Below are 20322 nucleotides of genomic sequence, written 5' to 3' on the forward strand. Positions count from 1 at the left end.
AATTTAAAGCTATTCGTAGCGAAAAATACGAGAAGGAATATAACGATGGCAAAACTGAATGCCTACTTTGGCGAATACGGCGGTCAGTACGTTCCGCAAATTCTAGTTCCAGCGCTGGAGCAACTAGAGCAAGCGTTTATCGACGCGCAAGAAGATCCAGAATTCCGCAGCGAATTCATGACGCTTCTTCAAGAGTATGCGGGTCGTCCAACGGCTTTGACTCTAACTCGTAACCTAACCAAAGGTACGAAAACCAAACTGTACCTAAAACGTGAAGACCTACTTCACGGTGGCGCGCACAAGACCAACCAAGTGTTAGGTCAAGCTCTGCTTGCAAAACGCATGGGTAAAAACGAAATCATCGCAGAAACGGGGGCAGGCCAACACGGTGTAGCAACTGCACTAGCGTGTGCACTACTTGGCCTTAAGTGTCGCGTTTACATGGGTGCAAAAGACGTTGAGCGTCAAAGCCCGAACGTATTCCGTATGAAGCTAATGGGCGCAGAAGTTATTCCTGTCCACTCGGGTTCAGCAACGCTTAAAGACGCATGTAACGAAGCGCTACGCGACTGGTCTGCAACTTATGAAGATGCGCATTACCTACTAGGTACAGCGGCAGGTCCTCACCCATTCCCAACGATCGTTCGTGATTTCCAGAGAATGATTGGTGAAGAAACGAAGAATCAGATTTTGGCACGTGAAGGTCGTCTTCCTGACGCGGTTATCGCATGTGTGGGCGGTGGTTCAAACGCTATCGGCATGTTTGCTGACTTCATCGAAGAAGAAAGCGTTCGCCTAATTGGTGTTGAGCCAGCAGGTAAAGGTATCGATACTGACCAGCACGGTGCACCACTTAAGCATGGTAAAACAGGCATCTTCTTCGGTATGAAAGCGCCATTGATGCAAGATCCAAACGGCCAAGTTGAAGAGTCTTACTCAGTATCTGCTGGTCTTGATTTCCCTTCAGTTGGTCCACAACACGCCCACCTAAACGCAATCGGCCGTGCTGAATACGACAACGCAACAGATGATGAGGCGCTAGAAGCATTCCAAGAGATTGCGCGTCACGAAGGTATCATCCCTGCTCTAGAATCTTCTCACGCACTGGCTCATGCACTGCGTATGGCTCGTGAGAACCCAGAAAAAGAGCAATTGTTGGTTGTTAACCTATCTGGTCGTGGTGATAAAGATATCTTCACTGTGCATGCCATCCTAGAAGAAAAAGGAGCAATCTAATGAGCCGTTATGAAAAGATGTTTGAGCGCCTAAACGAAAAGAACCAAGGCGCGTTTGTACCGTTCGTAACGGTTTGCGATCCAAACGCAGAGCAGTCTTACAAAATCATGGAAACACTGGTTGAGTCTGGCGCAGATGCCCTTGAACTTGGTATTCCATTTTCAGATCCGCTAGCCGATGGCCCAACCATCCAAGGCGCTAACATTCGCGCGTTAGATTCAGGTGCAACACCAGATATCTGCTTCGAGCAAATCGGTAAGATCCGAGCTAAGTACCCAGAGTTGCCTATTGGCCTTCTGATGTACGCGAACCTTGTTTACTCTCGTGGTATCGAGAACTTCTATGAGCGTTGTGCAAAAGCAGGCATCGATTCTGTTTTGATTGCAGACGTACCAACTAATGAAAGTGCTGAATTTGTTGCTGCTGCAGAAAAGTTTGGTATTCACCCAATCTTCATCGCACCACCAACGGCAAGTGATGAAACACTGAAGCAAGTATCAGAGTTGGGTGGCGGATACACTTACCTACTCTCTCGTGCAGGTGTTACTGGCGCAGAAACCAAAGCAAACATGCCTGTAGGTCATATGCTCGATAGACTGAACCAATTTGATGCACCACCAGCGCTACTTGGTTTTGGCATCTCTGAGCCTGCACAGGTGAAACAAGCACTAGAATCTGGTGCGGCTGGTGCAATTTCTGGTTCAGCCGTGGTAAAAATCATTGAAGCGAACGTTGAGCAGCCACAAATTATGCTCGACAAGCTAGGTGAATTCGTTTCTGTAATGAAAGCTGCCACTCAAAAATAATTTCAGTTTGATATGACACAACAACGCCCGCTTAACATTATGTTTAGTGGGCGTTTTCTTACTATCGCGTTTATACCACGTCATTTTTTGTTCAACGCCCGCACTTTCCAAATCTATCTCAAGCAGAGCACTCAAAGAGTGTTAAGCTTGGGTAACTTAACTAACTCAATAAAGCAATGTGCAGTAAGGTTGCTACATGGAAGAAGTCAAAACACTGCTAGCCAAATGTCCTGTACTATCAGGGCTGCCAGATAAAGGGCTTAGTGAAGCAGCGCAAATGACTAAGGTTCGCTGCTTCGACGAAAAAGCACTGATTTGCAATAAAGGTGCGCTTCAATCTTCTCTTATGGTCATAGCTCAAGGTGCAGTGAGAGTGAACTCAATTAGTTCAAAAGGCAAAGAAGTCACACTGATGATTTTCGAAGCTGGTGGCTGGTTTGGAGACAATGTTTTTTCTCCCGGCATGCCTCGTATTTTTGGTGCGACCGCGCATTCGGACGTGACTGTAATGGAGCTTCCTGGAGATAAATTTCGCCAATTACTCGCCAAATACCCTCAAAGTTACCCCACTATACTCGACTTACTTAGCCGCCGCTTGTGGTCTGCTATTTCTGTTATCGAAGATGACGCGATTAGAGGAATTGAAGAACGAGTCGCCAAAAGGTTGCTGCTACTTGCTGAATACCAACTTAATCAAGCGATCGCTACTCGACCATGCGTTGTCAGGGTAACAAGAGAACATATCGCTAACATGATGGGGCTAACTCGTCAGAGCGTACACAAGATACTAAAACGATTAGAAAGTATTGGGATGCTAGAGCTAAACTATGGCTCAGTAACCATTACCAATCCGAAACGCTTAGAAGAATACTTTAAAGAACTCGAGCAATAGATCCATTCAACAAACGGTAAGTATTGTCTAACGATAGCTAAAAACCTTATGCATCTAATTGGTCAAGAGCACAACACCATTTGCACTTAGGCAAGTGGCGCTGTGACACAAAAACCATTGAATTGACTAAGCTATATTCAATTCAGATTTCAACTCACGTTTCAAAATCTTTCCTGTCGCACTCATCGGGAGGTGTTCACGAATTTCGACATAACGAGGATATTTAAACGAGGCTAATTGCTCTTTACCCCACTTTTGTAATGAATCGGCGTCAATGTATTCTTTTGGTTTAAGTACAACGTAGGCTTTTATCTCTTCGCCATACTCTTCATTTGGAATCCCTATCACCGCGACCATTGAAACGGCAGGATGAGTCATGAAAACTTCTTCAATTTCTCTGGGATAAACATTAAATCCACCTCGAATGATCAGATCTTTCATTCTATCGACAATAAATAAATTACCTGAACTGTCAAAGCGGCCCACATCACCAGTATGGAACCAACCATTTTGTAGCGCAGATTCAGTAACTTCTGGGCGGTCAAGATATCCCTTCATAACATTATGACCACGCACAACAATCTCACCTTCTTCGCCTATCGGTAGTGCATTGCCTTCAATGTCGATAACTCTTACTTCGACGCCTTGAACCGGTTGACCTACCGAGCCTGGTATTCGCTCCTGATCTAAATGATTAAAACATGCAATAGGACTTGTCTCCGACAACCCGTATCCTTCTAAGATCGGCACATTAAATGTTTCTTCAAAGGTTCGAAAGATTTCGGTTGGCAATGACGCACCACCGCTTACTGCAACACGCAATGACGAGGTATCAAATTGATGCTGCACATGAAGCAGACCGATGTACATCGTTGGCACACCAGCAAATATCGTCACCCTATGTTTTTCCACCAGCTCAAGAACATGTTTAGGCTCAAACCTAGGCACTAACACCAATGTTGCCCCGCCCAAAACACTAGCATTTAAGTGGACGGTTTGACCAAATGTATGAAATAAAGGCAAAGTTACTAAGTGAATATCATCGGCCTGGCTGCCCATAATGTTTTGTGCCACCAGAGCGTTCATTATGATGTTCTGCTGAGTCAGTTCAGCGCCTTTTGGTAAGCCTGTCGTCCCTGATGTATACAAAATCACACATGTATCATCCGCATTACGCGGTATATAATCCGGCAACGGTTGGACATCGGCTATAAACGCATTGAGAGTTATTACACCATTCCAATAGCTTTCATCTTGAGATTGAGTCAATACGACTATGCCTTCGCATGTATCGACTTGTTCAAAGGCTTTGACACCCTCTTTTGCCATTGGCAGTTCTTTCGTCCCTTCAAAGCAGAAATAAAACTTCGCTTTTGAATCTTCTAAGTGATACTTAATTTCTCGCGCTTTCAAAAGCACATTTAATGGGACTGCAACCGCGCCAGCTTTTTGTATTGCATAATAAACAAACGCGAAAAAAGGAATGTTTGGGCATGAAATCGCAACGCGGTCACCTGGCTTTACGCCTTTATTGATTAAAGACGCTGCGATCTTGCCAGCGATCGCATCAAATTGCGCATAATTTATCTTTTCAGCGCCACATATCAACGCCGTTTTATCTGGTTTACTCGCAGCATTTCTTTGTAACGCAGCAGCAAGATTCATCATAGTCTCTTCACCTCTTACTTGTCTTTCTCGTCTAATCAGCTCAGGAGCATTAACTAAGCAAGTTATCCCTAACACTGGATCGTCAGCATTTGATTCTCACCAGTCATTATCATTTAACATTATGTTTACAACGCAATTAGAGCCAAGAATGTAAAGCAATTAACATTTCAGAACGCAAATTAATAAAAGTGTGAGCTTGAAAGAGATGAATTGTTATAAATATCACCCCAAGTCACTAAAAACTCTGACTGCAATAGCAAATACAAAAGCGGTTAAAATTAACAAAAAGAAAACAAATAAAGAAAAATAAACTTGAACAATCCTAAGCGCGACCCTTATAAGAAAAATCAATAGCAAACGTTTGCTATTGAACAAAACTTTATCGTTCGTCAATAAAATATCGATTAATCCATCAATAATACCTTGCTGCATATTGCCAATTGTAAACGATAAGTGTAAAAAGCAAGGCGAGATAATTATCCGTAAATCCATTTATGGTTAGTGGGTAATTTTAGGATTTTACATTTTATTAGCACAGAGGTTATGGAAGTGTTAAAAGAAAAGAGTTTGCTAAACAACATTGGCGTACAAGTCGTAATCGCCATGATCGTGGGCACAGCCGTTGGTGCCATGATGGGTCATGATGCGACAGTGTTCGCTCCTTTAGGTGCTATCTTTATCAACTTAATCAAAATGTTGGTTATTCCTTTGGTCGCTGTAGCCTTGATTTCTGGTGCCGCTGGTCTTGGGAACAGCCAGTCAGCAGGTAAAGTTGGCATCGTCACTCTAGGTTATTTTGGTTTAACATCCGCCCTAGCCGTTGCGCTTGCACTATTTATGGGTGAAGTATTCCAACCAGGCATGGGTATCGACGTCTCTGGCGTTGAAGGCATGTTCTCAGCAGAATACGCTTCAAAAGGTGAACTACCTACTTTCTGGGCAACCATCACGGGTATGATCCCAACCAACGTCTTCCAATCACTAAATGAAGCAAACATCCTACAGATCCTCGTTTTCTGTATGTTCTTTGGTATTGCGATTTCTAAGCAAACAAAAGAACGTCGTGAACCAATCATCAATGGTGTTAACTGCATCGTTGACGCAATGGTTTGGATGATCAACAAAGTAATGATCATTGCACCTATCGGTGTATTTGGTCTGATGGCAGAAGCCGTCGGTACGTTCGGTTTTGGTGCGCTAATGGTGGTGTTTAAACTGTTCGTTGTTTACGTTGCCGCCATCCTAATCTTCGGTTTCGTTGTTTACCCAGCAATGGTGCATGTTTTCACGAAGACATCTGCGAAGAAATTCCTGTCTTCAATGAAGAAACCGCAAGCAGTTGCGCTTTCAACAGCGTCTTCTATGGCAACACTGCCTGTTACAATGGACACCTGTGAAAAAGAGCTGGGCGTAAAAAATTCAACTGCATCATTTGTTCTGCCTCTAGGCGCAACGATCAACATGTCAGGTAATGCGATTTACTATGGCTTGGTTGCTATCTTCTTTGCTCAACTGTTCAATATCGATCTAGGCATGGGCGCTTACATTGCAATTATCGTAACGTCTACATTGGGTGCGGTTGGTCAAGCGGGTGTTCCTGGCCCTTCTTTCCTAGTGGTTGCCGTGCTTCTTGCCGCTGGCATTCCAATTGAAGGTCTACCGCTGCTATTCGCTCTTGACCGTATTTTCGATATGATTCGTACAGCACTGAACATCACAGGTGATGCTGCATGTGCAGTTATCGTTGATGCGCTAATTGAAGAAGAAACGGCAGAAGCTGAGCTAAAAAAGCAAGAAGCCTAACCCTTTCTTGAATAGACCAAAAACCGCTCATAATGAGCGGTTTTTTTGTCTTTTCTTGCATTACGTAACTATACAAATAGAAACCGATGGCATAAATTTTTCAAAATGATATAAACCATTACAAAATATAACAAAACGTTAGAGCTAGGTTATATCATGAGTCTTGAGCAATCTTTGGACTATCTCACCAAAACAAATTTGCCGATCGAATCAAAGCAGCAGGCCTTGGTTGACTCAGTTATTCTTACCCTAACGAAACAAAAACGAGATGCTCTTTTTCAACAGGTTGCTCTGTATCGAATAAAACTGCTTAAATCTCTCTTTCCTAAACACGCATCAAAAAGTCTTTCTGCACTATTTGAGTTAATGGATTATCGAGATTTAGTGCAACAGTATCCGACAGGTTTCTCCAAAGAGATTCGTTTACTTGAACAACTTGCCGCAGATTGTTACCCGCATTGGATGGTTTTCTGGTGTCAATGCGAGATCGAAGCAATCAAGCAAAAATATCCTTCAAACGAAGCTGCGATTCCTACTCCGCTTCCGTTTGACGACCACAGCTATACTAGCGTGTTAATTGAAGATATCGCAGATTGCGATCTTGAGGTAATGCTGCCAAATCATGCTGCGTTAATGCCGATTTCCGAAGCGATCACACTGAGTAATCTTGAGCTTTTCGTCCAAGCTGAACAGTGGTTTGAAATCTTGCCTCTTTTATCACTCTCGCAAAAAGGGCAGCACTTTGCGCTCTTGCTCAAATCGTCATCTTCACCAATCATGGTCTCCTCCGCTATAGTGCAAGGCTGGCATCAACGAAATAACTGGCTCAGTTACTCACCACAGTTTAGTAACGAACAATGGCAGTTTTGCTTTCCTAATCATGGGTACAGTGTTCTCTATCAACTGGGTATTTTGGAGTGTCGTGCTCTAACTCCTGAGCACACTCTTGTTGGGTTTGATGCTCAGTTTCAATCTCATGTAAAGAACACTGAAGCGGTTTGCGAAGTACTGCGTCTTACGGTGGGAGGCAACATTCAACAAAAGCTGTATTTTTTGTATCTGGCGCAAAAAACTATGATGAGCGAGCTCTATAAAGCAGGCTATAAGCTCGGCTTTACCATTATTGAGCAAGTATTTATGTTAAATTTCTATCAATCTATTGATTTAAGTGCCTACTTTCACTCAGGATACCGCGACATTAACGGTGACGGTACCAAGACATACCGCGGTTTCTGGAATTTAGGTATGATGGTTGAAGCATTTCAAGACATACAATTTCGCGACTACAAACATTGCGTACGAACAAAAAGAATGGATAAAAAGGTGAATGAGCATGCTTGATGTTCATTTGCACGGTCTCTTTTACCCAAAAGCAATGGCATTGTACGCGACTGTACTAATAGTATTCGCTTGGCTACTGTATTACTGCTATCGCCTAAAACAGAAGAGTGAATCAATCTTAGGCTCGCATCACGCGCCTTACATCGCTTATTCCAGCTGTATCATTGTTTGGATAAGCAGCAACGCCTATTTCCATACCGATTTATTGCCAGAATTAGGCTCTGTTGGTGGCATTTTTATGGCTAAGTTAGCGAACTTAGCGTCTTTTTTCGCCTTTGCGTTTGCATTCTATTTTTCTTGCCAGTTAACCGCAGATGTTAAAAAAACAGCGGTCAAAGTCTGGCAAAAAGTCGTCTTTGTCGCACTAGCAACGTATTCACTGTACATCAACTTAGTGCCGAATCTTACTGTCGAAAATGTCACCATTAGTGGTCCAAGCCAGTTCGTCATTGAATTTGGCCCACATACCTCATATTTTTTCATTAGTTTGCTAGCTTTCGTGGTACTAACGCTGCTTAACTTGATTGCCATGCGCGCGAACAGCAGCAAGCTCACGCTAGCAAAAAGCAACTATATGATCGCTGGCATTTTGGTATTCATGTTATCTACGGCAGTGATACACCTTGGAATGACGTATTTCCTTGGCGACTTCTCCCTAACTTGGTTACCACCAGCACTTTCAATCAGCGAAATGTTGTTTGTGGGCTATGCCCTACTTACCTCTCGCTTCTACAGCGCTAAATATCTCACGTACTTAACGGTAAGCGCGCTCTTAGTCTGCGCCATTTTTGTTCTGCCGCTAGGGGCGATATTTATTCCGATCTCTGAAGATAACCAATGGCTTGTTGCGGTACCTTTATGTGCGCTTATCGGTATCACTTGGCACTTGCTTTTTAAGCGAGTCAGTCGTTACGCTTCGTATTTTATTTATGGGAAACGACACACTCCCGTTCAGCAAATCCTTGGGTTAGAGGAAGAGTTTAAACGCTCAATAGATGATGCTATGCGTCAGTTGGCATCGTTACTTAACATACCAAACAACAAGCTACAGCTAGTCACTAGCAATTACACAGAAACGTTTTACGAAGAGTACCTGCCGTCAAGCAAGTCAGTTCTCGTGCTTGATGAGCTGTCTGAAGAAATTGATTATGCCTCCTCTTCTAAAGGGTCGATGAGAAAGCTCTACGAGCGCATGCGCTCAAGCAATACTGCGCTCGTTATGCCTCTCTTCGGTCGTGGAAAATCTGTTACTCACTTGCTGATTTCTTCACATAAAATAGATAATAAGCTGTTTTCTAATGAAGAAATCTCAGCTCTGCAAACGTTATTAGTTCGCATCCAGAGCACCATTGAAGCCGATAGAAAGGTACGCCAAAGCCGTGCGCTGGCTAACTCCATTGCACATGAAATGCGTAACCCTCTCGCTCAAGTACAATTACAATTTGAAGCTTTAAAACAGCATATAGAGTCAAACGCTTCACTGGATACGCTAAAAAGAGAAATTGATAAAGGTGAAGCCGCTATACAACGCGGTCGACAACTTATCGATATTATTTTACGAGAAGTTAGCGACAGCTCACCAGAGCATGAGCCTTTAGCTCTCACTTCCATACATAAAGCCATCGACCAAGCAGTAAGCCGTTATGGTTTTGAAAACGATCAAATAATAGAGAGAATTAACCTGCCACAGGCACACGATTTTGTCGCGAAGTTAAATGAGACCCTGTTTAACTTTGTCATTTTCAATTTGATTCGTAACGCTATCTACTATTTTGATTCTTATCCCGACAGTCAAATTGAGATTCGTACCCAGACGGGGGCTTACGAAAACATTCTGATCTTCCGAGATAGTGGGCCAGGTATAGATAGCAGTATCTTACACAAGATATTTGATGACTTTTTCTCGTATCAAAAAAGCGGAGGCAGTGGCTTAGGTTTGGGCTATTGCCAACGTGTTATACGCTCCTTCGGAGGACGAATAGAGTGCCAGTCTGAATTGAGCGAGTTCACAGAATTCTACTTGTATTTCCCAGTCGTACCAAACGCACCAAAACCAGAGACATTGAGAGCACCGGACTTTGATAGCTGGAAAGCAACTCCATCACATTCTGAAAATCATTCAGCTCAACACGTACAAGTATGTAAAGATGCACCAACAGTGCTCATTGTTGATGACAAAGAGGTGCAACGCACCTTGGTACAGATGTATTTAAAAAGATTGGGAGTCAACAGCTTACAAGCAAATAATGGAGCCTCTGCGGTAGAGCTATTCCACTCTCACAAGATTGATCTCGTTCTTATGGATGTCCAAATGCCGGTAATGAATGGATTTGACGCAAGCCAACGGATTAAGCAAATCACATCTTCCGTTCCAATCATTGCCTTATCTGGTGAGTCTGGAGCTAGAGAGTTGGAGCTAATTTCGAAACTCATGGATGACAGACTCGAAAAGCCCACCACGTTAAATGCTCTTCAAGTCGTCATCCAAAGATGGTTACAGAACGAGAATTTTGCACCTTCCAACACTTTTTAATCTGCAAATATAGAATTGGCACTAGATGTGCATTATTGGAGTAAATCGAATTATCCAGAAGGTCAAGCAGGCTACAAAAGAGTAGCGTATGAGCTTGATAAGGAGATCGCCATGTTACTTCATCGACATACATACTACGGCTTGATTCATCATGGAATCAAAACACTGTTACTTGATCGCTTAGGCCACTATACAGAAGAAGAGTATCATCAATATCTGAGCCTGATGACTGGTAAATCCACTTGCTTCACGATGTCTCTCGAAGAGCTAGAAGCAACGGTCGATAACTTACTGCGGGAAGGCTATTTGGAAGATGTAAAAACGCTTATTTCCCAATATCAACGTGTGGCTTAAGGTTTAAAATTCTCAACTTTATTGCCGCTTCACGCGGCAATTTTTATTCCTTCCATTTGCTGTTTAGACATGGAAGACGCTTGCGGGCTGTACGATATACTAAGCGTTACTATTCTTACCCTAACTTCCTCAGTATTCACATCTTGTCAGATTCAGTTAGACTGTCTTCAATTCAATAATTAGGTAGATTTTGCCATCATGAAGCAGATCCTAGACTTTATACCACTCATCATTTTCTTCGCTTTATACAAGCTGTACGACATCTACGTGGCGACAGGTGCACTGATCGTAGCAACAGCCATTCAACTTGTCGTCACCTACGCGCTGTATAAGAAAGTCGAAAAGATGCAGCTAATAACATTTGTTATCGTCACTATCTTCGGCGGCATGACCCTTTTCTTCCACGACGACAATTTTATAAAGTGGAAAGTCACCATCATTTACGCGATTCTGGCGATTGGCTTAGCAGTGAGCCACGCATTGGGAAAATCAGCCATCAAAGGTATGCTAGGCAAGGAAATTACGTTACCTGACGCTGTTTGGGCAAAGATTAACTGGGCTTGGGTTGGCTTCTTCTCATTCTTCGCTGGCCTAAACATTTATATTGCTTACGAATTGCCGTTGGATGTTTGGGTTAACTTCAAAGTATTTGGAATGTTGATCGCGACATTTGCCTACATGATTGCGACTGGCTTTTACATTTATAAACACATGCCAAAAGAACAAAAAAATAACTCATCCGATGTGTCCACTGATGATTAAAAACTCAGTTTTGCTATAATCCGCGACTTCACAGCGACCTTAGGGTCGCTGTTTTGCTCCATGTATCAGTAAACCGCTCAAACAACGTACCGTTTTCAGACCATTCTTGCTGCTGTAAACCAACTTTCTCTGGTCCGGTATCTGCGGTTTTTTAAGGACCTTTGGTTCTAGGTATTTACTATGTTGGCGCTTAGTTTGAGCGCCTTTAAGATTTAGGATGTCACAATGAGTCAAGAAATTAGCTCTCCGAAAGGTCAAATGCTGCTTCGTACCCTTGCAATGCCTGCAGATACAAACGCCAATGGCGATATTTTTGGCGGTTGGATAATGTCTCAGCTCGACTTAGCGGGCGCGATTCTGGCAAAAGAGATCTCTTGTGGTCGCGTTGTCACCGTTTCGGTATCAAGCATTACGTTCAAAAAACCTGTTGGTGTGGGCGATGTCGTATGCTGCTACGGCGAATGCACTAAGATCGGCCGCACATCCATGAGTGTCGATTTGGAAGTATGGGTCAAACCCGTCAAAGCTCACGGTGTTGGCGAACGCTTCATGGTTTGTGATGCGACCTTCAACTACGTAGCCATTGACAGTGAAGGTAAACCACGTCCGGTTCAGAATTAGTCAACCTACAACGCTAACAGTTAGAAAGGATCTCACATTTTCTGTTGTTCACTTGTGAGAGACACAAAAAAGGCGTTAAATTAACACTTTACCCTACCAATTAAGGAACTATGCTATGTGGTATGTCATCTTTTCACAGGACGTTGAGAACTCGTTGGAAAAACGCATGAGCGTTCGCCCACAACACTTGGATCGCTTACAAAAGCTACAAGACGAAGGTCGCCTTCTTACAGCTGGTCCGATGCCTGCGATAGATTCTGACAATCCTGGAGAAGCTGGATTTACGGGCTCAACTGTCATCGCTGAATTCGCCTCTCTAGAGGATGCTAAAGCGTGGGCAGAAGCCGATCCTTATGTAGCGGCTGGTGTTTACGATCATGTAATCGTGAAACCGTTCAAAAAAGTGTTTTAATTTATGAAAAAATTACTGTGTCTTTTCTTGGTATTTGGTGCTCTGGCTGGCTGTTCATCAACCGATGATAATCAGCGCCAACTTGAGCTTATGGCATCAAACCGAGCAGGAGTCTTGTCTGCGGGCCTCCCTTTAGAGTACGGTCCACTGCAAATAATGCGTGTCTCATCCAACAAAAATGTTGTAGAGATGATGATGATTTATAACGATGGCGCACTCGGTGCAAAGCCGTTAAATCAAGTACTGAATACCAGTATCTATACCTACTGCAGCAACCCAGAAGTTCGCAAGCAAATTGATATGGGCTTGATGTATCGTATTAAGGTACGTAATTCTCGCGGTCAGTTGATGGCAGATGAGTTGGTTTCCGCACAGACTTGTACTCAGGTGAAGTAGCTACAGTAATTTTTGTTGCTTTCGGCATGAGACGATGATTCGCTATTATTGGATAATCTGAAAACGAAAGTTAACAATTAAGAATAGAAAAACGGAGACCACAGTCTCCGTTTTTATTTGCTGTAACGATGTGTTACGCCAGCTCAGCACGGAGCTTCTTCGCCGCTGAAACCAGATTTGCCAATGCGGCTTCTGTCTCCTTCCAGTTTCGTGTTTTCAGACCACAATCTGGGTTTACCCACAAACGTTGAGCCGGAATTTTTTCTGCCGCTTTCTTGATTAAACCTTCAATCCATTCTTCCGTAGGAATGTTTGGTGAGTGAATGTCATAAACACCAGGGCCAATTTCGTTCGGGTAATTGAACTCTTCAAATGCTTTCAGCAGCTCCATATTTGAGCGAGATGTTTCAATGGTAATGACGTCCGCATCGAGTGCCGCAACCGAATCAATGATTTCATTGAACTCGCTGTAACACATATGAGTGTGAATCTGAGTTTCTGGTTTTGCACTTGCCGCAGAGACCTTAAAGGCATTTACGGCCCATTCTAAGTACGCTTTGTGATCGCGTTTTTTGAGTGGTAAACCTTCTCGAATGGCTGGCTCATCAATTTGAATGATATTGATGCCTGCATCTTGCAGGTCAGACACCTCATCACGCAGTGCCAAAGCAAGTTGCTGCGCAATTTCTTGACGTGTGATGTCTTCACGTGGGAACGTCCAACACAAAATCGTAACTGGTCCAGTCAACATGCCTTTCATCTGTTTGCTGGTTAGCGATTGTGCGTACGTCGACCATTCAACTGTGATCAGTTTTTCACGTTCAATGTCAGCAACTACAATGGCAGGTTTCACACAGCGAGAACCATAACTCTGTACCCAACCAAATTTGGTCGTTTGAAAACCCGCCAAGTTCTCAGCGAAGTATTCCACCATGTCGTTACGCTCTGCTTCACCATGAACAAGCACATCTAGGTCGAGCGCCTCTTGACGTTTTACTGCGTCAGCAATATGTCCTTTAAGTGCTTGGATATATTCAGACTCAGATAATTGACCTGTACGATAAGCGCTGCGCTGCACCCGGATTTCACCCGTTTGAGGAAAAGAGCCGATTGTCGTTGTTGGCAACAAAGGCAAGCCCAATACTTCAGCTTGATGCGCAGCACGCTCTGCATAAGGTGCGCTGCGCTCGGCAAGTGACGCGGTAATGTTGTTTAAACGCGCTTGTACTTGAGGTTTATTCACATGTGTTGCTGTCTTGCGCGCTTTGATTGGCTGGCTATAGGTATCACAAGCGAGAATCGCATTTTGGTCACCATCGAGCGCTCGGCCAAGCAAGGCGACTTCTGCCACTTTTTGTTTTGCAAAGGCAAACCAACTTTTTACTTCTTCGCTCAGTTCTGTTTCCAGTTCTAAATCAACAGGGCTATGTAGCAGAGAACATGAACTGGCAACCCAAAGTTTGTCGCCCAGTTTCTCTTTGACTGGCTGTAGACGCTCGAGTTGGGCACTTAAATCCGAACGCCACACGTTACGACCGTTGACCACGCCAGCAGACAGCACCCACCCCTCCGGTAGTTTGGCAACCACGTCGTCAAGCTGCTGAGGCGCGGCAGATAAATCGATATGTAAACCATCCACTGGTAGCTTTACAATTTTGTCTAGCGTATCGCTTATAGAGTCAAAGTACGTCGTTAGCAGCACTTTTACATCGCTTCGAATCACTTGGTACGCTAGCTTGAACGCATCAGCCCATTTGCTTTCTAGCTCCAGTGACAAAATTGGCTCATCAATCTGAACCCACTCAACACCTTGACTTGCGAGCTTTGCCAAAATAGCTTGGTAAGCCGTAAGCAATCGTGGCAGTAGCGTCAGGCGATCGAACCCTTCTTCTACCTCTTTACCTAAGTAAAGATAACTGACTGGACCAAGCAAAACTGGCTTCACTTTATGCCCAGCTTGGGTTGCTTCGTTGACTTCTTCAAACAGTTGAGGCCAACTCACTTCAAATGTATCGTCCTTGCTAAATTCAGGTACGATGTAGTGGTAGTTTGTGTTGAACCATTTAGTCATATCCGATGCTGCAGCGCCCGCACAGCCGCAACCCGCTTGAGATTGACCGCGACCCACTTTGAATAGCGTATCCAAATCAGGGAAACCATCAGCGTGACGCTTTGGCACATGACCCAATAGCAACGTGGTCGTCAGTACATGATCATACCAAGCGAAGTCGCCAGCAGTGGCAAAACTCAAACCTGAATCCGTTTGTGTTTGCCAGTTTTTGGCGCGTAGATCTGCCCCAACCTTTTTAAGCTCAGCTTGATCAATTTCTCCTCGCCAGTATTTCTCCTGAGCGAATTTTAATTCTCTTTTTTCACCAATGCGTGGATAACCTAGTATGTGAGTCGTTGTCGCCATGTCCCTATTCCTTTCTCAATTTTGTTCAATTTGTTTGGATCAGAGCATCTTTCGGTAAAGAATAAGATGTCTGGATGGCTAAACTATCGCTCTCATCTGATATTAGAACAACGTCCATTTATTCAACTTGTTTATTAAAAAAATTCATCATGAAGCGACATGATTCGCAAATAAAAACAACAAATAGACGTCTAGACGTTTACATATCCATTTTTTGTCGTTAAGTTATTTACACGATTGCTATTCTGTTCATAGCGAACAACAAAGGATGAAAGGAATTCATGATAGAGCTAAAACATTTGCGGACACTCACTTCGCTTCGAGACACTGGCTCTCTAACGGCGACAGCGACCGCTTTGCATCTCACTCAGTCGGCACTGTCTCATCAGATCAAAGATTTGGAGGCGCGAATTGGAGGGCAACTGTTCCTGAGAAAGACTCGTCCGGTGAAGTTCACTTCTGAGGGAGAAATCCTATTGCGTCTTGCAGAAGATATCCTTCCGAAACTCGCAAGAGCAGAAAATGATTTAGCGAGCTTGAAAGAGGACGTCAATGGCCGATTACATATGGCCATTGAATGTCACTCTTGCTTCCAATGGCTAATGCCTGCACTTAGGGAGTACCAACTTGCTTGGCCTAGCGTAACATTGGACTTTTCCTCTGGTTTTGGCTTTGAACCACTCCCAGCTCTATTGGCAGGCGAACTCGATCTCGTTATTACTTCCGATATCCAACCTCGATCCGAAGTCCACTACGAGCCTCTATTCGACTTTGAAATGCGTTTAATTACCGCAACCAACCACCCATTGGCGGAAAAAGAAATTATTGATCCGCAAGATCTCGCAGATCAAACCATGCTCTCTTATCCTGTTCAAAAACAACGGCTAGACGTCGTAAAACACTTTCTTCAGCCAGCAGGAATAGAACCTGCGAAATGGAAGCAAGCCGACAACACTCTCATGTTAGTTCAGATGGTCTCTGCTGGATTGGGGGTGGCCGCACTACCCAATTGGGCGATTTCTGAATTTTCTCGCCAAGGTCTTATTACCAGTAAACCTTTCGGCCAAGGCTTATGGCGTCGCTTGTTTGCTGCAACGCGTCACTCAGAGAAAGAAAAGCGTTACTTACAAGCTTTTTTCGCAACCGCGAGGCTACAATGTAAAAGCCACCTTGACGGAATCAAGGTGGCTTAAAAGATTTGGGTTATGAAAGGCTTAGCGTTGATATGCTTTAAATTGGTTAGTCAATGGATCGTACTGATAACCGAGCATATCAAGCTTGCCGACTACAGACTCTACATCCATCTCATACACTGATACTAACTCGTCAAAACTGTCGCACTCTAAACGTAGCTTTTCGTTGACGATACCTAGCAAAATAGTGCTGTCCAGATTACCTACATTGCTTAAATCCATCGCGACTCTCCTCTTCGACAAGGTATATAAACAAGCGTAGTAGCAATTATGCGAATTTAAAGTGAGTGCGATCTAAAACGTGATCACCTTATACCCAAGCACCAAGAAAGCACTTGGATATAAGCTGTCTAGCTTTGTCTTTAGAATAGAGGTTAAGCCGCGAGAGAGAATAAACCTTGCAGGCTCGTCATCGACGCGAGTGCTAGCAACAAGGCAACGCTCAGTTGCACCTTTTCTGGTTTCTTATGCGTAAAAATATGCCAACACCACACAATAATTGAAGAAATTAGCATAGCTAAAGACAGCAAGATCGGCTGTGTCGCAGCGTTTAGTGTGGCTTCATTTAACTGGTAAGAAGCAAACAACGTTGCGATGACTAATAGCATTCCAGACACAATGCCCGTAACTGGTAAAATACGGTGAAATGCCTGTAGTCTGCTGCGAGCTATCGTAAGCAGCAATTGAGAAAATGACGCCCCAAGGAAAAATATCATTAGCGCCATCGCTATCGATGCTGGCCAGCTTGATTGCTCAAATACTTGAATACTCACATACGCAAAGGCCAAACCATTCGCTAAATGCATCGCCCATAGTGGCCCTTTCTCACGCGTTTTCTTGGTTTGAACCTGAGAATAAAAGTAGAAAATAGCAAACACGATCATAAATGCTTCAATGCGAAGTGACGCAACAGCGAGCCACAATACAGCTACTGCTGGCAACATTTTATGAAGACGTCCTCGCTGACCAGGACAAATATCGCCCTTTATTAGAAGCAAAGTCAGTAGCGCTTGTGCGCCAAATAGCATCGGAGGGAAAGTAACCAGCAATTGTTGAATCATGTTGAATGCACGCTCAAAAGTCATTTTGGGGGGCGATAATATCAAATCAACTATCGCCAAACCACCGAAAGTCGGCCCCCAAATGAGCTAAAACGGTAAGACAATTTTATTCACAGAGAGGCAAGATACTTCAACGCGTCTTCCTGCGTTAAAACTCCACGGTACTCTTCTTTGGTATTACACAGTACCCAAGGGAAACGAATGCCGGTTTTAACCAACTCTCGAATAACAGAGACAGGTAAATCCTCATCAACCAACACAAAATCGGTGCTCATTATCTGATTAACAGGACGTTTCCAAATTCGGCTTTCTCGTTCAGTTTCTCGCTCTGTGCCCATCGAGGGCGTTAGGTGTAAATTCACCGTCTCTTTCGTAATTAACCCAACACAACGATTTTCATTGAGAACAACTAAAGGCGAGCTTGGATTCAAATTCATGTACTCCACTGCCAAGGAGAGCGGTTCTCCAGGGTCCATAGACCTGACTTGTTCATGGCTCACAGATTGCAACACATCACTTTGCTTAGACTCAATCGCGATGTCAGAGAACAGATGCTCATAACTGTTCGCTTTATCCATCAAATCGACAGGCACGGCAGCAGAAAATAGAAAGCCCTGCATGTAATCGACACCGATTTCTGCCAATACTTGAAGTTCTTGCTTGGATTCCACGCCTTCAGCAACCACTTTTACATTCATTTGCTGTGCAAGCTCGGTGACCATTTTCACAATGTTATAGCTGGTGCTCCCTTTATGAATGTTCTTGATGAATTTTCGGTCTATTTTCAGTAAATCAAACTGCCCTTTTTCTAGATAAGAAAAAGAAGAATACCCAGTACCGAAGTCATCAATCGCGATCTCAATGCCCTCTTTCCGCACTTCCTCTAGAGCTCGAGTATGCTCCTCATCTTGTTCAAAATACGCGGTTTCTGTTAGCTCGATAGTTACTCGCTTAGGGTCTACACCACTGGCTTTAATCAAATCATGCGACCGCTGAAGGATCTGAAGAGAATCCAATTTCGTATTGAGGGAGCGATTGATGGTCACGCCCACTTCCTCGCCATAAATTTCTTGTAAGCGCGGAAAGTGCTTCAACGCAGCTTGGCAGACCACATCATCAAGTGCCGCTATGAGTTCTAGATCTTCAATAATAGCGATCATCTTCTGCGTACAATACGCATCATTTTCATCATAGAAGCGTGCGAGGGCCTCGAACTTAACCACTCTTCCGGTTTGAACGTTGATAATCGGTTGAAAGTAAACGTCCACTAGTCCACTCTCTATTTGCGCCTCCAAAAACGCCTCGAGATGTTGGCGCTTCACTAATTCAGAGTGAAGTTCACTGTCGTAAAAGTTGAAATAGCTGCCTTCACCGGAAATAGAGGACAACATCGCTTGCGCTGCATGTGCTAGCGCTTGTCTTGGTCGGTTCGTATCATATCCAAGGATTGACACACCAGTTTGGCCTTTAACGATAGTGGCATGCATTTTTGTGCCCATTTCATTTCTAAGCTCATTAAAGAATCCTTTCATGGCAATTTGGATCAAACGAACCGGGCTCAACCATTGACAATGAGGGGTCTGCAAGCATACGACAAACACATCCCGAGATAACTGCCCCGCAATACTGGTGTAGCGACTTCGCATAATAAAATCTGCAAAACCTAATTGCTGTTCAAGCAAGTATCTCTCCGAAAACTTGGGTCTGAGTGTCATAACAATGTTGAGTTCTTTATTTCTGCTTTCATTCGCTAAGTTAGCTAATTGGAGTTCAAATTCTTTCCTCGTTGGTAAAAAGGCAGCCCAATCATGCTGTTGTTCACAACGATTTTTCATCCACAACAACGAAGCAGAAATATCCGTAGAAAATCCGAGATAAAGAATTCGTCCAGAGTGAAACGTAAGTCGGTAAATACAAAGATGATGAGCTTGGTTGCTACCGTTTGCTGTTTTGCTCAGCAAGTTACCACACCAACATCCTTCATCATTAATTTGCTGCCACAGCTGATCATAAAACGCTTGGCTATGGTGAGAGGTACTGAAAATATGAGTTTTAAGCCCAACCAGATCTCGGTTTTGATAGCCCATTTGTAACTCAAAGGCACGGTTACAACCTAAGATGCGCGTATCTTCATCGGCAACTAAAACGCCTACATTCGGCAAATCAAAAATCGTTTCGAGGATTTTCGCTAACTCCTCGCAACCAGTGATTGTTAATTGTGGAATGATAGTGCCTTGGATAATGCGCTTATTGAGCCTTTCAAAACTAATAGTAACGTGCACTAAGTTAACGTTTTTTAGCATCATGCAACAAGAAAACCGCCCCCGTCCGCCAAAGAGTTCCACTTCTAGAATTCGTTGTTTTAGCGTTTCTTGTTGCCCCATCAGCATATGATCAAACAAGTTATTTAGGCTGGTTACTGGCGTACTTATCCCAAATGCCTTTGCCATTCCTTGCTGATCACATTCGAACTCGCGAGTATCAATATCGTAAGACCACTCTATAACAGGAGTTAGACTGGAAGTCGTTTGCATTTTTGGATGCACTGTTGTCGTAGATTCACTCATACCCTAGCCCCTTTTTTTGTAATTAGCCCAAGGCTCAAAATTCACAGTCAATTCGCGACATTCCAGTTGGGACCTGCCGATCCTCTTTATAGATGGATTGTGTCAACGATAAGCCTATCGACTTAGAACTATTTCCAGAGCAGCTCAGCCTTTTGCATTTAATATGCACCAATTTGATTATAGGCTTTACCCCATATAAGCACACCATTGCTTATGCTTTGTATTAAGATTGCGACATTTTTCATGAACCGATCTATAACC

17 protein-coding genes are annotated in these 20322 nt (G+C 43.6%); 12 read left to right on the top strand and 5 right to left on the bottom strand.

Annotation, left to right across the window (positions count from 1 at the left end; all coding sequences use genetic code 11):
* The first annotated feature begins 45 nt into the window (after window positions 1–45).
* From trpB to IJ23_RS05715, 3 genes are all read left to right on the top strand, one after another.
* Window positions 46–1236, top strand: coding sequence for a tryptophan synthase subunit beta (gene trpB, locus IJ23_RS05705; RefSeq protein ID WP_033905673.1), 1191 nt, complete (start codon window positions 46–48; stop codon window positions 1234–1236).
* Window positions 1236–2042, top strand: coding sequence for a tryptophan synthase subunit alpha (gene trpA, locus IJ23_RS05710; RefSeq protein WP_033905674.1), 807 nt, complete (start codon window positions 1236–1238; stop codon window positions 2040–2042). Before trpB ends, trpA begins: the two co-directional genes overlap by 1 nt.
* A 196-nt stretch (window positions 2043–2238) precedes the next feature.
* Entirely contained in the window at window positions 2239–2934 is a 696-nt protein-coding gene (locus IJ23_RS05715; RefSeq protein ID WP_033905676.1) for a Crp/Fnr family transcriptional regulator, read from the top strand.
* Between the two features lie 126 nt (window positions 2935–3060).
* On the opposite strand, the gene IJ23_RS05720 is transcribed toward IJ23_RS05715, so the two are convergent.
* Window positions 3061–4602: a long-chain-fatty-acid--CoA ligase gene (locus tag IJ23_RS05720; RefSeq protein ID WP_033905678.1), complete on the bottom strand. Its 1542-nt coding sequence runs from the start codon at window positions 4600–4602 to the stop codon at window positions 3061–3063.
* 543 nt (window positions 4603–5145) lie between these two features.
* On the opposite strand from IJ23_RS05720, the gene IJ23_RS05730 reads away from it, so the two are divergent.
* The 8 genes from IJ23_RS05730 (at window position 5146) to IJ23_RS05765 (ending at window position 12824) form a co-directional block, all read left to right on the top strand.
* Window positions 5146–6405 carry a dicarboxylate/amino acid:cation symporter gene (locus tag IJ23_RS05730; RefSeq protein ID WP_033905682.1) on the top strand — a complete coding sequence of 420 codons (1260 nt, stop codon included), beginning with the start codon at window positions 5146–5148 and terminating at the stop codon, window positions 6403–6405.
* 156 nt (window positions 6406–6561) lie between these two features.
* A complete protein-coding gene (locus IJ23_RS05735; protein WP_033905683.1) occupies window positions 6562–7746 on the top strand; it encodes an acyl-homoserine-lactone synthase in 1185 nt (394 codons plus the stop codon).
* Window positions 7739–10279 (top strand): quorum-sensing autoinducer 1 sensor kinase/phosphatase LuxN, encoded by a 2541-nt coding sequence (gene luxN, locus IJ23_RS05740; RefSeq protein WP_033905685.1) that lies wholly within the window; start codon window positions 7739–7741, stop codon window positions 10277–10279. Before IJ23_RS05735 ends, luxN begins: the two co-directional genes overlap by 8 nt.
* 111 nt (window positions 10280–10390) lie before the next feature.
* On the top strand, window positions 10391–10633 hold the full coding sequence (locus IJ23_RS05745; protein WP_005376770.1) for a hypothetical protein: 243 nt from the start codon (window positions 10391–10393) through the stop codon (window positions 10631–10633).
* Between the two features lie 198 nt (window positions 10634–10831).
* The gene (locus IJ23_RS05750) at window positions 10832–11395 is read left to right on the top strand and encodes a septation protein A (protein ID WP_033905687.1); all 564 of its coding nucleotides are present in this window, start codon (window positions 10832–10834) and stop codon (window positions 11393–11395) included.
* A 225-nt stretch (window positions 11396–11620) separates the two neighbouring features.
* A complete protein-coding gene (yciA, locus tag IJ23_RS05755) occupies window positions 11621–12016 on the top strand; it encodes an acyl-CoA thioester hydrolase YciA (RefSeq protein ID WP_005376768.1) in 396 nt (131 codons plus the stop codon).
* A 115-nt stretch (window positions 12017–12131) separates the two neighbouring features.
* On the top strand, window positions 12132–12428 hold the full coding sequence (locus IJ23_RS05760) for a YciI family protein (RefSeq protein ID WP_005386727.1): 297 nt from the start codon (window positions 12132–12134) through the stop codon (window positions 12426–12428).
* A gap of 3 nt (window positions 12429–12431) precedes the next feature.
* Window positions 12432–12824 (top strand): GspS/AspS pilotin family protein, encoded by a 393-nt coding sequence (locus tag IJ23_RS05765; RefSeq protein WP_005386726.1) that lies wholly within the window; start codon window positions 12432–12434, stop codon window positions 12822–12824.
* Between the two features lie 133 nt (window positions 12825–12957).
* Here IJ23_RS05765 and metE read toward each other — a convergent pair whose 3' ends face one another.
* On the bottom strand, window positions 12958–15240 hold the full coding sequence (metE, locus tag IJ23_RS05770) for a 5-methyltetrahydropteroyltriglutamate--homocysteine S-methyltransferase (RefSeq protein WP_033905689.1): 2283 nt from the start codon (window positions 15238–15240) through the stop codon (window positions 12958–12960).
* Between the two features lie 281 nt (window positions 15241–15521).
* Here metE and metR point away from each other — a divergent pair, with 281 nt between their 5' ends.
* Entirely contained in the window at window positions 15522–16433 is a 912-nt protein-coding gene (gene metR, locus IJ23_RS05775; RefSeq protein ID WP_005376763.1) for an HTH-type transcriptional regulator MetR, read from the top strand.
* A gap of 21 nt (window positions 16434–16454) precedes the next feature.
* Here the strand turns inward: metR and IJ23_RS05780 are convergent, their stop codons facing one another.
* The 3 genes from IJ23_RS05780 to IJ23_RS05790 all read right to left on the bottom strand — a co-directional run bounded on the left by IJ23_RS05780 (window position 16455) and on the right by IJ23_RS05790 (window position 20061).
* Window positions 16455–16655, bottom strand: a complete 201-nt coding sequence (locus IJ23_RS05780; RefSeq protein ID WP_005376762.1) for a DUF4250 domain-containing protein — start codon at window positions 16653–16655, stop codon at window positions 16455–16457.
* Window positions 16656–16807: 152 nt separating this feature from the next.
* A complete protein-coding gene (locus tag IJ23_RS05785; RefSeq protein WP_005389354.1) occupies window positions 16808–17518 on the bottom strand; it encodes a hypothetical protein in 711 nt (236 codons plus the stop codon).
* Between the two features lie 86 nt (window positions 17519–17604).
* On the bottom strand, window positions 17605–20061 hold the full coding sequence (locus IJ23_RS05790) for an EAL domain-containing protein (protein ID WP_033905690.1): 2457 nt from the start codon (window positions 20059–20061) through the stop codon (window positions 17605–17607).
* Window positions 20062–20322: the final 261 nt, after the last annotated feature.

Source organism: Vibrio sp. OY15 (genome assembly GCF_000742455.1).
Taxonomy (GTDB): domain Bacteria; phylum Pseudomonadota; class Gammaproteobacteria; order Enterobacterales; family Vibrionaceae; genus Vibrio; species Vibrio alginolyticus.

Bases quoted from the DNA above. Each gene is read 5' to 3' on its own strand.
- IJ23_RS05750 (WP_033905687.1), top strand. From the start codon at position 10,832: ATGAAGCAGATCCTAGACTTTATACCACTCATCATTTTCTTCGCTTTA.
- IJ23_RS05730 (WP_033905682.1), top strand. From the start codon at position 5,146: ATGGAAGTGTTAAAAGAAAAGAGTTTGCTAAACAACATTGGCGTACAA.
- trpA (WP_033905674.1), top strand. From the start codon at position 1,236: ATGAGCCGTTATGAAAAGATGTTTGAGCGCCTAAACGAAAAGAACCAA.
- IJ23_RS05780 (WP_005376762.1), bottom strand. From the start codon at position 16,655: ATGGATTTAAGCAATGTAGGTAATCTGGACAGCACTATTTTGCTAGGT.
- trpB (WP_033905673.1), top strand. From the start codon at position 46: ATGGCAAAACTGAATGCCTACTTTGGCGAATACGGCGGTCAGTACGTT.
- metR (WP_005376763.1), top strand. From the start codon at position 15,522: ATGATAGAGCTAAAACATTTGCGGACACTCACTTCGCTTCGAGACACT.
- IJ23_RS05765 (WP_005386726.1), top strand. From the start codon at position 12,432: ATGAAAAAATTACTGTGTCTTTTCTTGGTATTTGGTGCTCTGGCTGGC.
- metE (WP_033905689.1), bottom strand. From the start codon at position 15,240: ATGGCGACAACGACTCACATACTAGGTTATCCACGCATTGGTGAAAAA.
- IJ23_RS05715 (WP_033905676.1), top strand. From the start codon at position 2,239: ATGGAAGAAGTCAAAACACTGCTAGCCAAATGTCCTGTACTATCAGGG.
- IJ23_RS05790 (WP_033905690.1), bottom strand. From the start codon at position 20,061: ATGAGTGAATCTACGACAACAGTGCATCCAAAAATGCAAACGACTTCC.
- IJ23_RS05720 (WP_033905678.1), bottom strand. From the start codon at position 4,602: ATGATGAATCTTGCTGCTGCGTTACAAAGAAATGCTGCGAGTAAACCA.
- IJ23_RS05785 (WP_005389354.1), bottom strand. From the start codon at position 17,518: ATGACTTTTGAGCGTGCATTCAACATGATTCAACAATTGCTGGTTACT.
- IJ23_RS05760 (WP_005386727.1), top strand. From the start codon at position 12,132: ATGTGGTATGTCATCTTTTCACAGGACGTTGAGAACTCGTTGGAAAAA.
- luxN (WP_033905685.1), top strand. From the start codon at position 7,739: ATGCTTGATGTTCATTTGCACGGTCTCTTTTACCCAAAAGCAATGGCA.
- IJ23_RS05745 (WP_005376770.1), top strand. From the start codon at position 10,391: ATGTTACTTCATCGACATACATACTACGGCTTGATTCATCATGGAATC.
- yciA (WP_005376768.1), top strand. From the start codon at position 11,621: ATGAGTCAAGAAATTAGCTCTCCGAAAGGTCAAATGCTGCTTCGTACC.
- IJ23_RS05735 (WP_033905683.1), top strand. From the start codon at position 6,562: ATGAGTCTTGAGCAATCTTTGGACTATCTCACCAAAACAAATTTGCCG.